Raw genomic sequence first — 11,384 nt, 5'->3', positions numbered from 1 at the left:
GATCGAGGCCGCCCGGATCGTGGTGGACGCCGCCGGAGTCGAACTCCGCATTGAGAAGGACGATCACGCGCCCTGGCACCCAGGCCGCTGTGCTGCCCTGTACGTCGGTGAGACGCTGGTCGGACATGGCGGGGAGCTGCATCCTCGGGTGGTGAAGGCGATGGGGCTGCCGGAACGGACGGCGGCCATGGAACTCGAGCTGGACCGCCTGCCGGCGACTGACAACCCTGTTCCGGCGCCTGCCGTGTCGACGTACCCGGTGGCGATGCAGGACGTGGCGCTCGTGGTCGACGAGGCCGTACCGGCCGCGCGGGTGCACGCCGCCCTGGCCGAGGGTGCGGGCGAGCTGCTCGAGTCGGTGCGGTTGTTCGATGTGTACAGCGGCGCTCAGGTAGGGGAGGGGCGCAAGTCGCTCGCCTACGCGCTGCGCTTCCGGGCGCCGGACCGCACTCTTACGGTGGAGGAGACCACGGCGGCGCGAGACGCGGCGGTCGCGTCCGCGACGGAGCGTACCGGCGCCGTGCTGCGCAGCTGAGCGGAGAGCCCACGACTGCTCTAGACATGGAGACGGGGGCTGTCGACGCTGGGGTCGTACAGTACGCACAGGTCGCGTAGATCGGGGAGAAGAGATCGCCAGGCGGCTGGTTACGCTGGGTGCCTCGGGACCGGTTGGTCTGTGGCCCGGTTGGGCTTGAGCCTGGCGATCTCTTCTCCCCGACCTACGCGACTGCTAGGCATGGAGACGAAACATTGATAAGTGGGACACGCCGACGCGCGCTGATCACGGGCGCGAACCGTGGCATCGGCCGTGAGCTAGCGCTGGGTCTAGCCGAGCAGGGCTGGGCCGTCGGCCTATTGGCGCGGAACCGCGAGGCGCTTGAACGGGTGGCGACGGAGTGCCGGGAGCGGGGTGCGGTCGCGTCCGTGGCTACGGCCGATGTGGTGGACGGAGCCGCTGTGGACAGCGCGGTCGCGAGCATCGTGGGTGAGCTGGGCGGCGTGGATCTGCTGGTGAACAACGCGGGCGTGATCGAGCCGGTCGACGCTCGTTTCACCGACCTGGACGTCGAGGAGACCTGGCGCGTGGTCGAGGTGAACGTGCGTGGGCCGATGCTGGTGACCCACGCGGTCGTGAGCACCATGCTGGAGGCCGGCGGCGGACGCGTCGTGAACCTGAACAGCGGCGCCGGGCACAAGGCGATGACGTCCTACACCGGATACGCGGTGAGCAAGGGAGCGCTGGCACGCTTCACCACACAGCTCGATGCCCAGTACCGGGACCGAGGGGTGTATGCCTTCGACGTCGCTCCTGGGCACGTCAAGACCGACATGACCACGCCGATGCCGATGCATGCCGGACGCACCGCTTGGACCCCGCCCGAGGCTGTCGTCGAGCTGGTGGCGGCTATCGGTGAGGGCCGGCTGGATGAGCTCGCTGGGCGATACTTCCGCGCCGGTACCGACACCGTCGACTCGCTCCTGGCACAGCGGGAGACGATCCTGGCCGCGAATGCCCGCGTCCTGAGCCTCGCACCGATCGACTCGGACGACCCTGTCGCCTGAAATGAATCGGCCGACAGTTCGCCCGCTCGCTTGTTGAGCGTCAGTTGCGTCGTAGGGCCCCATATTGGGACTTCAGCGCAACTGACGCTCAACAAGCCGGATGGTGGTGGGCCGGCAGATGTCAGCCGGCGCTGGTGAGGTTCGAGCTGAGCTCGTTGGCGAATGCCTCAGCCCCTTCCTCTGGGCTCATCTGCTCGAACAGGATCTCGCTGGCGTATCGCTGGAAGACCTGCTGGACGTCGGCGGCGCCGACGGGCGGCGGTGCCGGCGCCTCGCCGATCTCGTCGGCGATGTCCTCGATGTACTCCACAGCATGCGCATCCGAGTCGGAGAGCTGAGGCGTGATCGTCTCCCGGACCTCGCTGTTGGGCGGGACGGCGCGCTCGGCGAGCAGGATCTCGCCGGCGGTCTCACTGTTGACGATGAAGTCGATGAACGTCGCCACTTCCTCAGGATGCTCCGTACCCGCCGACGCCGACCAGAACATCGACGACTTGTAGAACGCGCCGTTGTCCGTTGACGATCCGGTCTCGCTCGGCACGCGAAGCAGGACCATCTCTTCGCCGGACGCCTCGACGTAGGCGTGCACCTGGTTGCTCCAGGCGTAGCCCATGCCGACCTGGTTGGTGGCGAGCAGATTCTGGTCGAGTGCGATCGTGAAATCCTCAACCGTGCTGGATGACGGAGGGGACGCGCCCATCTCTTGCATCTCGATAGTGTTCTCGTAGAACGACGCCAGCGTCTCCGGGCTGAACGCGATGTCGTTCTCGCCGAACAGCGACTCACCGTGCTGCCGTGCCCAAATGGTGAACGCGGACTCGTTCTGGCCGAACGTCATCGCGCCGTACACATCGTCCGGTGTGTTCTCACTGATCTCCACGGCGAGTTCGCGAAATTCCTCCCACGTCCAGGTTTCGTCGTCGGGAAGCTCGACGCCGGCCTCTTCGAAGATGGAGAGATTGGCGAAGATGGAAAGCGAGTTCACGCCGGCGGACAGGCCGTAGAGGCCGCCGTCGGTCTCTCCGGTGGCCAGCGTCGCCTCTTCATAGGTGGAAGTGTCGAGGACGTCCTGTGTCGACAGGTCCAGCAGGGCGTTGCGGCCGGCGTATTCGCGCAGGTAGATCTCGTCCATCTGGATGATGTCCGGGGCGTCATTCGCGGCGACCTGGGTGGCGAGCCTGTCCCAGTAGCCCGACCACTCACCGAATTCGGGCTCGATCGTGATGTTCGGATGCTCGGCCTCGAACGCGTCGATGACCTCTTGAGTGGCCTCATGCCTGACGTCGGACCCCCACCAGGTGAACCGTAGTGTGACGTCTTCGCCGCCGTCGCCAGAGGCATCGTCTGATCCGCCGCATGCAGCCAGCAGAGCCGTTCCGGCAAGGCCGACGACGGCCGTGCGGAGGAGCCTTCGGCGTCCGGTAGACACCGGACGCGCGGGGGGCATCGAGTTTGTCATGGAGATCTCCTTTGATCCGCGGTCACCGTGCCTGGACAGTCGGCCGGTGTCGGCAGGAAGGGCGGATGGCCCACCCGTTAGGACTGAAGCTAGAGAAACCGCTTTCACCTTGTCAAGCCGCCGCGATGTCAAGATCTAATGGTCTAGACCGCCACGAGCTGCTTGTGCATGCCGCAGCAGGCCAGCGTGGCCTAGACCTCTGATACCGATACTTGTACGTTGAACATTCCAAGGCCCGCCGCCAAGTGCCGGCCGGCGTGGCCGTGACCGACGCGCCGAGCGACCTCACGGAGCACGCATGACCATACCGACAGAGTCCGATCTACGCCCGGAACGTCTGCGTTCGAAGCAGTCCTTCGCCGTCGGCCTGCTAGGTGCCGCCCTGGTGGCCGCCGTCGTGGTCAATTTCGCCGCAGACCAGCCGCGATGGTGGGGTCTCCTGCCGATCGCCGTATACGTGGTGCTGGTGGTCCTGGAGATCAACGTCGTGCTCGCCACCGGTGCCGCGGTCGTGATCGGGTTCGTCCTGACCGGCACCGGGCCTCTGGACATGGGCACGATGATGTCCGAGTCATTGGGCTCCTTCATCGCCGTGATCGGCCTGATCATCATGCTGGGAGCCGGACTCGGCCGGATCGCCTCGGACACCGGGGCCGCGCAGACGCTGGTCCGGATGCTCCTGCACCGCGTCGGCATCGACAGCCCGATGCGGATCCAGGTCGGCGTCATGCTCGCATCCACCATCCTGGTGGGTGCTCTCGGCACGCTGGCCGGCGCGAACGCCATTCTCGCCCCGATCGTCATCCCGGTCGCCGCGGCGGTGTCGCGCACCCGGCCGTCGGTCGCCGCCATGCTGCACGCGGGTGGCGCGGCCGGCCTGATCATCGGCCCGTTCACACCTCCGGTGGTCACCATCACCGGGGCTGCCGGCATCAGCTACCTGGAGTACCTGTTCTCGGCCGGACTGCCGATGGCGGTCGTGACCTGGGTGACGGGCTTCATGATGGCGCGGTACATCCAGCGTCGAACGGCGGACACGGATCAGTACTCGGGCGAGGAGATCGCCGGGCTGGCCCAGGCGACGTCGGCGCCCGGTGTGCACGAGAAGCGCGCCGCCGTCGCATTCATCGGCACGATCGTCGCGCTGGCCGTCCTGGGCGTGATCCTCGAAGCCGGATTCGCCTACGCGATCGTGGTGATGGTGGTGACGGCGATCGTGACCGCCCTGGCGGGTGGGATGCGGCCGGCCGACGCGCTGACGTCGTTCTACACGGGCGCAGCCCAGCTGCTGTGGCTGTTCTTCCTGTTCTGGTTGTTCAACCCGTTGCTGGTGATGCTGGAGGAATCCGGCGCATACGAAGCGATGCTGGAGGCGCTCGAGCCGACCCTCGAATCGGTCGGCGCCTGGCCGTTCCTGATGATCGCGCTGGTCATCGGCTGGGTCGGTGTGGCGGGTGCCGCCGTCGCCCAGGTGGTTCTCATCAACGAGCTGCTGTGGCCGCTCGCGGCGGCGCTCGGCATCCCGCCGACGGCGTGGTCCGCGGCACTGCTCGGCGGCAGCCAGATCGACTGGTTCGGGCCGTTCCCGAACGCGGACATGATCGGCCAGATGGGCCTGGCCCGCTCGTCGAACCTGCGCATGATGCTGTTCAACGGCTGGGCGATCATGGCTGCCAACCTGACCATGTTCGCGGTCCTGTTCGTGGTGCTGCTGTGACGGGCCGGGACGTGAACACCGAGACCGCCTGGGCGGAAGGGCGGGTGACCGTTCTGCGGCGTGCCCTGGAATCGGCGGCCACATCCACCGACGGGGTGTGGGGCTTCGCCGTGCGGGAACGGGGAGAGACGGTCGTCTCCGTCAACGGTGACGTGGCGATGCGGGCGGCGAGCACGATCAAGGTGCCGCTGCTGATTCTGGCCCTGCAGGACGTCGCTGCCGGGCATCGCGAGCTGAGCGACGTCCTGGTGGTTCCCGGGGAGCGGGTCGGAGGAGCGGGCGTGCTCAGACTCATGCCGTCGGTGCGGCAGCTGCGGCTGGACGAGACGCTGGAGCTCATGATCGGCGTCAGCGACAACAACGCGGCGAACATGGTGATCGACATGCTCGGCGTCGACGACGCGGCGGCGCGTATCACGGCTCTTGGCGCCCGCAGCACCCATCTCGGCCGGCGGCTTTACGACGTCGAAGCGATGCGTGCCGGCCTGGACAACGTCACCACCGCGGATGACCAGGCACTGCTGCTCGGCCTCCTCGGCTCAACCGGCCTGCTCCCGGACGATCTGCGCACGATAGCGCTGGACATCCTGGGCCGGCAGCAGTTCAACGACCGCATTCCCGCAGCACTCGGTCCCGACATCGTCTGCCGGCACAAGACGGGCGAGCTGGCCGGCGTCCGGCATGACGTCGGCATCCTCGAGTTCGACGGGCGGAGCGTGGTCTTCACCGCGCTGGGCAGCGGATTGACCGATCCGGCGTCCCAATCCGGTGGCACCGGCGTGGCTGGAGCGGTGATCGCGACCGCGGCCCGCGCCGTCGTCGATATCGCGCGTTCCGATTCCGATCTGCTGACACAATCTGACTTATAGTCCGGACGACGACGGCAAATGACGACGCTTGCCATGACGACGCCGGCAACGACGACGTCCGTTCGACCCGAAGAAGGTGCCTGTGAGCGAGCTCGACGCTGTGATCCGTGGCGGAACCGTCATCGACGGCACGGGCGCTGACCCGGTGACGGCCGACGTGGGCATCAGCGACGGCGTGATCCAGCGGGTCGGTACCGAGCCGATGGAAGCCCGTCGGGTGATCGACGCCACCGGACAGGTCGTCGCACCCGGGTTCATCGACCTGCACTCGCACGCGGACTTCACCGTTGAGGGTTGGCCGGGCGCGACCACACAGCTGCACCAGGGCGTCACCACGTTGCTGACCGGGAACTGCGGCTTCTCCCCGTTCCCGGTGACCGACCTGGACGAGGCGAGGGCGGCGTCGGCATTCCTCGCCCCTGAGCTGACCTGGACGTGGACGGATCACGAGGGGTTCGCCACGGCAGTCGAGAAGTCCCGGCCCGCGGTCAACATCGCCCCGCAGATCGGCCACTCGTCGCTCCGGCTGGCGGCGATGGGCGGAGCGGAGCGTGCGGCATCGGACGACGACCTGGCGCGGATGTCCGCGTTGCTCAGCGCCGCTGCCGCCTCGGGCGCGGCCGGGTTCTCCACCGGGCTCATCTACGCGCCTGGGACCTACTCGAGCGAGGACGAGGTCCGGCACCTGGTCAGCGTCGCCGGGAACGCAGGCCTGCTGTACTCGACGCACATCCGGAACGAGGGCGAGCGCCTGCACGAGGCCATCGGCGAGGCGATCCGGATCGCAGAGGCGAGCGGAGCCCGGCTGCAGATCTCGCACCTGAAGGCGGCCGGCCCGCGGAACCACGGTGCCGTCGTCGGTGCACTGGAGCTGATCGACGACGCCGCGGAGCGTGGCCTGGACGTCGCCGCGGACGTCTACCCATACACCGCCTCCAGCACGACGCTGACCACCCGGTTGCCGTCGTGGGCGCTCGATGGTGGGCCCGGTGAGCTGCTGAGGCGGCTGGCGGACCCGGCGGCACGGGAGAGGATCGCACACGAGCTGCGTAGCGGTGCCGAGCCGAACCTCGATCCGTCGAAGGTGGTGATCGCCGAGATCGGTCCCGGCCGGTACTCCGACGCCGCAGGCTCCACCCTGACCGAGGTCGCCGACCGTGACGGTACCGATGCCACCGAGGTGACGTTGCGGATCCTCGAGCAGCACGAGGCTGCGGTGGCAGTCGTCATGCACGGCATGAGCGGCGACGACGTCGAGACCGTGCTGCGCCATCCGCGGGTTGCCGTGGCCAGCGACGGCTGGGTGATGCGGCCGTCGGGCCAGGGCATGCCGCATCCGCGGAACTTCGGCACCTTCCCGCGCGTGCTCGCGCATTATGTTCGGGAACGCGGTGTGATCACGCTCGTCGACGCGGTGCGGAAGATGACGTCGCTGCCGGCGTCCCGGCTCGGACTCGGGGACCGCGGCGTCATCCGCGCAGGTGCGACGGCGGACGTCGTCGTCTTCGATCCCGACTCGGTCGCGGACCGCTCGACGTTCAATGACCCGTGGCGGCTGTCGACCGGCTTCAGCACTGTCGTCGTGGCCGGCCAGGTCGCGCTCGACGACGGCGAGCCCACCGGCGTCCGCGCTGGCCGCGTCCTGCGCCGCTGAAGGTCATGCGCTCGGGTCGCCAGCGGGGAATGTAGCGGCGAACTTGCCATCGTTGATGTCCGGCACCAGAATTCCCCTGGCGCGCCGTCACGGTCGACGGCGCGTACCGACAGCGAAGCCGCATCCGCGTCACAGTTGGAGAACTCTGGTCATGGACGTGTCCCCATCGGCACCATCCCAGGACGATTCCCCTTCCGCGCCACCTCAGCCCGGGTCTCCACCGTCACGTTCCTTCGTGTTCGGACTTGTGGGTGCACTTGTGGGCGCGGCCGTCGTGGGCCTGGCATGGACAGTCTTGGGATCCGGAGCGGAGTCCAGCTCTGAAGGTCTATTCGACGCTGACGGGGCGGACATCACCGCGCCGGCGGAGGTCGGTGGGTATGCCAGGATCGCCGACGTCGCGGTCTTTCAGGGGCAGGACGGCCAGGAGAACCTCGAAGGTGCCCAAACGCGAAATCAACGTAACGCTAAGCGGCTCTCTGAGGCGTACGGAGGGGCCGGGGCGGTCGTCGAGAGCTACTCGGACGACGAGTACGACGAGGCCTTCTCGGTGAAACTGTTCCGTGCCACCTCTCCGTTCCCGCCGTTTGTCGCTTACGAAGACGCGGAGGAGCTTGGTCTGGCTCGGCCGCAAAGCGACGTTGAGGTGCACGGCGACGTGGCCTGCGTCCGGCACACGGTTCAGGTCACCCCGGCCGGCGAGGAGATCGACCCGGCATCGGTGATCACCGGGTCGTGCCTTCGTACCCGTTCGGGCTTGACGGTGGAGATCACCAACGTGACGGGCGATCTGTCCCATGATCCGGAGAAAGTGGCGAGCCTGGTGGACGAGGTGTGGTCCTCGGTCTCCTGACATCCGCGAAGACAGGTTAGGGCCAGTCGGTACGGCGACGTAGCCACGCGAGTGTCGACGCATGTTGGGCTCGCTGGAACTCGCGGATAGTCGGCAACCCTGGCGGTGCGGGCCGCCGGGAGTACGCCCCGAGGAATCCGCACAGGCCGGCGAGAAAGGCCGTCACATGATCCGGGTCGACGTCCACGAGCAGAGGATGCCTGTCGAGGTATTCCTCGGGGTCGTGGCCGTGCAGCGCGGCGTTCATCTGTAGCATCACCGAGTCGATCCATGCGGCTCCCCGGCATGCCCACGGCCAGTCGACTATCCAGACCCGGTCATCGTCCAGCAGGATGTTGTCCGCACGCAGATCGAGATGGACCAGTGTGTCGCCGGCAAGGTGCTCCAGCGCGGACTCGGAGAGGTCGGCGAGCCGGCCCAGATGCCGCCGCTCCCATGGATCGAGGTCGGCTGGCGGTTCCATGGCCAGCTCGCGGTAGCAGAGCATCTCGGTCGCCAGCCGTTCGCTCGCCGTGGGGACATCGTCGATCGGGCATGGCGTAAGCGTCAACGAAAGCTCGGTTACGGCCCGGACCACGCGCTCGAGCTCATTCGGCTGCCACGGTGTCGACGGCGTCCTCCCATCGACCTCATCGAAGACCAGCGCGACCCAGTCGCCGTCGTCGTAGGAGGCGCGCAACGCCGGTACTGGTGCGGCAGCCGGCAGCTGCCGAGCAATCGAGGCCTCAGCTCGGAAGATGCCTGGGGAGTGCGGATTGAGTGATGCGCCCACGGCCTTGACGAAGACGCGCGAGCCGTCCGCACACCGCACCCGGGCCGCCATCCCGGGTGAGAAGCCGCCGTCCTGGTTGACGGCGTCGACGACGGGCGAGCCGAGCAGTTCTTCGATGCCCGACCGCACCTGCTCTGGGATGTCGGTCCAGGCGGCTCGGGCGCCGCCGGCGACGGGGATGGGGACGGCGGAATCTGCGGATGTCACCCCAGCATGATCGGCGCACGCCTCTTACCTCATCAAACGGTTTTCGGCTTTGGCTGCTGTTCTTGCTGGAGCGGCACCCCGACTTTGATACCGCCAGCATCGAGGAAACCACCTTCCCGCGCCTATGGATGCGTCTGGTGGTATCAAGGTCTCCACCCTGGTTGCATGAACATGTTGCATAATGCATACTCATGTATATGGCCAAGACGGTAGCGGTAGCAGGCGCCAGCGGGTACGCGGGCGGCGAGTTGCTGCGCCTGTTCGCTGCACATCCCGAGTTCACCGTCGGGACGGTGACCGCGCACACAAGCGCCGGCACCCGGCTCGGCGAGCACCATCCGCACCTGACGCCGTTGCTGGACAAAATGATCGAGCCGACGACGGCCGACGCCCTCGCCGGGCACGACGTCGTCGCGCTCGCGCTGCCGCACGGCGCCAGCGGAGAGATCGCGGCTCAGCTGCCCGACGGGACGCTCGTCCTCGACTGCGGCGCCGACCACCGGCTCACCGACGCCGAGGCATGGAAGCAGTTCTACGGCACCGAGTTCGCGGGCAGCTGGCCCTACGGCCTGCCGGAGCTGGTGCATGCCGACGGTTCCAAGCATCGGGACAGGCTGAGCGGTGTGACTCGCGTCGCCGTCCCCGGCTGCAACGTCACCGCGGTGACCTTGGCGATGGCCCCAGGCCTGGCGGCCGGCGTGATCGCTCCGGACGACATCGTCGCTGTCCTGGCCAACGGTCCTTCCGGCGCCGGCAAGTCGCTCAAGCCGCACCTGCTGGCCAGCGAGATCCTCGGCGCGGCGAGCCCGTACGCCGTCGGCGGCGGTCACCGGCACATTCCGGAGATCGAGCAGAACCTTGCCCTGGCCGCCGACGTGCCGATCACCCTCTCGTTCACGCCGACGCTTGTCCCGATGAGCCGGGGCATTCTGGCGACCGTCACCGCGAAGCTCGCTGGTGGCGCGGCCTCGTCGGGCGACGTCCGGAGCGCCTGGGAGAAGGCCTACGCCGATGAGCCGTTCGTGCACCTGCTCCCGGAGGGCCTGTGGCCGACGACGGCCGGCACGCTCGGCGCCAACACGGCACACATCCAGGTCACCGTGGACGAACGGGCCGGGCGCGTCGTCGCGGTCGCTGCGATCGACAACCTCACCAAGGGGACAGCCGGCGCTGCGGTGCAATGCGCCAACATCGCGTTCGGGTTTCCGGAGACGCTCGGCCTGCCGACGATGGGGGTCGCGCCGTGAACAGGAACATGGGCAACGAGGCGACGGAGAACGCTGTCGACGTGTTCGCCCACCGAGGTGGGGCGACGTCGGTGATCGGGGGCTTCAAGGGACGCAGGGCACGCGGCCGGCGACGACGAACCATGGTCGTCAACGCGCCCGTCACGCTTCCCGTTTCCCATCCGTAGAAGGAGAGCCCCTCCATGTCCGTCACCGCAGCAGCGGGATTCCGAGCGGCCGGTGTGACCGCCGGTCTGAAACCCAGCGGCAAGCCCGATGTCGCGCTCGTCGTGAATGACGGGCCGCAGCGCGCCGCTGCCGCCGTGTTCACCTCCAACCGGTGCAAGGCGAACCCTGTTCTCTGGTCGGAGCGAGCCATCGTCGACGGCAAGCTGGACGCCGTTGTCCTCAACTCCGGCGGTGCCAACTGCTACAACGGCCCCGAAGGCTTCCAGACCACCCATGCCAGCGCTGAGCTGGTCGCCGAGCTGCTGGGTGGCGGAGCGTTCGACGTCGCGGTCTGCTCCACCGGGCTCATCGGCACCCTGCTCGACCGCCCGAGGCTGGAGGCCGGGATCAGGTCGGCCGTCGGCAAGCTGTCCGCCGACGGAGGCCCGGACGCGGCGACGGCGATCATGACCACGGACACCACGCTGAAGGAAGCGACGGCCGGTGCTGCCGGTTGGACCGTCGGCGGCATGGCCAAGGGTGCTGGGATGCTGGCACCCGGCCTCGCCACGATGCTCGTCGTGATCACCACGGACGCGGTCGCGGACCAGCAGGTGCTGGATACGGCACTGCGGCAGGCGACGCGGACCACGTTCGACCGGCTGGACACCGACGGATGCATGTCCACCAATGACACCGTGGTCCTCATGGCCAGCGGCGCCTCCGGCGTCGACGCGGACCGCGACGAGCTGACCGAAGCGGTGACTCAGGTCTGCGCCGACCTCACGCGGCAGCTGTGGACCGACGCAGAGGGCGCACACCACGACATCGAGATCACCGTGCGTGGCGCCGCGAGCCAGGACGACGCGGTGGCCGTCGGCCGGACCGTCGCACGG

11 protein-coding genes are annotated in these 11,384 nt (G+C 68.0%); 9 read left to right on the top strand and 2 right to left on the bottom strand.

Annotation, left to right across the window (positions count from 1 at the left end; translation table 11 throughout):
• Together ELR45_RS41555 and ELR45_RS27060 are read left to right on the top strand one after the other, a co-directional pair.
• Positions 1 to 535 (top strand): phenylalanine--tRNA ligase subunit beta-related protein (locus ELR45_RS41555; RefSeq protein ID WP_476704141.1); only part of this gene is annotated, 535 nt, incomplete at its 5' end.
• Between the two features lie 215 nt (positions 536 to 750).
• Complete coding sequence (locus tag ELR45_RS27060; RefSeq protein WP_129669110.1) at positions 751 to 1,563, top strand: SDR family NAD(P)-dependent oxidoreductase; 813 nt, start codon at positions 751 to 753, stop codon at positions 1,561 to 1,563.
• A 121-nt stretch (positions 1,564 to 1,684) separates the two neighbouring features.
• On the opposite strand, the gene ELR45_RS27055 is transcribed toward ELR45_RS27060, so the two are convergent.
• Positions 1,685 to 3,022 carry an ABC transporter substrate-binding protein gene (locus ELR45_RS27055; RefSeq protein WP_129669109.1) on the bottom strand — a complete coding sequence of 446 codons (1,338 nt, stop codon included), beginning with the start codon at positions 3,020 to 3,022 and terminating at the stop codon, positions 1,685 to 1,687.
• A gap of 298 nt (positions 3,023 to 3,320) precedes the next feature.
• Here ELR45_RS27055 and ELR45_RS27050 point away from each other — a divergent pair, with 298 nt between their 5' ends.
• The 4 genes from ELR45_RS27050 (at position 3,321) to ELR45_RS27035 (ending at position 8,115) form a co-directional block, all read left to right on the top strand.
• Positions 3,321 to 4,739: an SLC13 family permease gene (locus ELR45_RS27050; protein WP_205857350.1), complete on the top strand. Its 1,419-nt coding sequence runs from the start codon at positions 3,321 to 3,323 to the stop codon at positions 4,737 to 4,739.
• Positions 4,736 to 5,608, top strand: coding sequence for a serine hydrolase (locus tag ELR45_RS27045; RefSeq protein ID WP_129669108.1), 873 nt, complete (start codon positions 4,736 to 4,738; stop codon positions 5,606 to 5,608). The genes ELR45_RS27050 and ELR45_RS27045 overlap by 4 nt, the downstream gene beginning before the upstream one ends.
• Positions 5,609 to 5,690: 82 nt before the next feature.
• Positions 5,691 to 7,262, top strand: coding sequence for an N-acyl-D-amino-acid deacylase family protein (locus ELR45_RS27040; RefSeq protein WP_129669107.1), 1,572 nt, complete (start codon positions 5,691 to 5,693; stop codon positions 7,260 to 7,262).
• Positions 7,263 to 7,497: 235 nt separating this feature from the next.
• The gene (locus ELR45_RS27035; protein WP_129669106.1) at positions 7,498 to 8,115 is read left to right on the top strand and encodes a hypothetical protein; all 618 of its coding nucleotides are present in this window, start codon (positions 7,498 to 7,500) and stop codon (positions 8,113 to 8,115) included.
• Between the two features lie 16 nt (positions 8,116 to 8,131).
• Here ELR45_RS27035 and ELR45_RS27030 read toward each other — a convergent pair whose 3' ends face one another.
• Positions 8,132 to 9,094 (bottom strand): phosphotransferase, encoded by a 963-nt coding sequence (locus ELR45_RS27030; protein WP_205857349.1) that lies wholly within the window; start codon positions 9,092 to 9,094, stop codon positions 8,132 to 8,134.
• Positions 9,095 to 9,285: 191 nt separating this feature from the next.
• On the opposite strand from ELR45_RS27030, the gene argC reads away from it, so the two are divergent.
• The 3 genes from argC to ELR45_RS27020 all read left to right on the top strand — a co-directional run.
• Entirely contained in the window at positions 9,286 to 10,341 is a 1,056-nt protein-coding gene (gene argC / locus ELR45_RS27025) for an N-acetyl-gamma-glutamyl-phosphate reductase (RefSeq protein ID WP_420813955.1), read from the top strand.
• Positions 10,338 to 10,508, top strand: coding sequence for a hypothetical protein (locus tag ELR45_RS35895; protein WP_165368131.1), 171 nt, complete (start codon positions 10,338 to 10,340; stop codon positions 10,506 to 10,508). Before argC ends, ELR45_RS35895 begins: the two co-directional genes overlap by 4 nt.
• 15 nt (positions 10,509 to 10,523) lie before the next feature.
• A partial coding sequence (locus ELR45_RS27020; protein WP_240760178.1) for a bifunctional ornithine acetyltransferase/N-acetylglutamate synthase occupies positions 10,524 to 11,384 on the top strand: 861 nt, incomplete at its 3' end.

Source organism: Phytoactinopolyspora endophytica (assembly GCF_004138495.1).
Classification (GTDB): Bacteria; Actinomycetota; Actinomycetes; order Jiangellales; family Jiangellaceae; genus Phytoactinopolyspora; species Phytoactinopolyspora endophytica.
This window is presented reverse-complemented; position numbering and strand designations above follow the sequence as displayed.

Excerpts from the sequence above, each read along its gene's own strand:
- ELR45_RS27055 (WP_129669109.1), bottom strand. The coding sequence starts at position 3,022 with ATGACAAACTCGATGCCCCCCGCGCGTCCGGTGTCTACCGGACGCCGA.
- ELR45_RS27050 (WP_205857350.1), top strand. The coding sequence starts at position 3,321 with ATGACCATACCGACAGAGTCCGATCTACGCCCGGAACGTCTGCGTTCG.
- argC (WP_420813955.1), top strand. The coding sequence starts at position 9,286 with ATGTATATGGCCAAGACGGTAGCGGTAGCAGGCGCCAGCGGGTACGCG.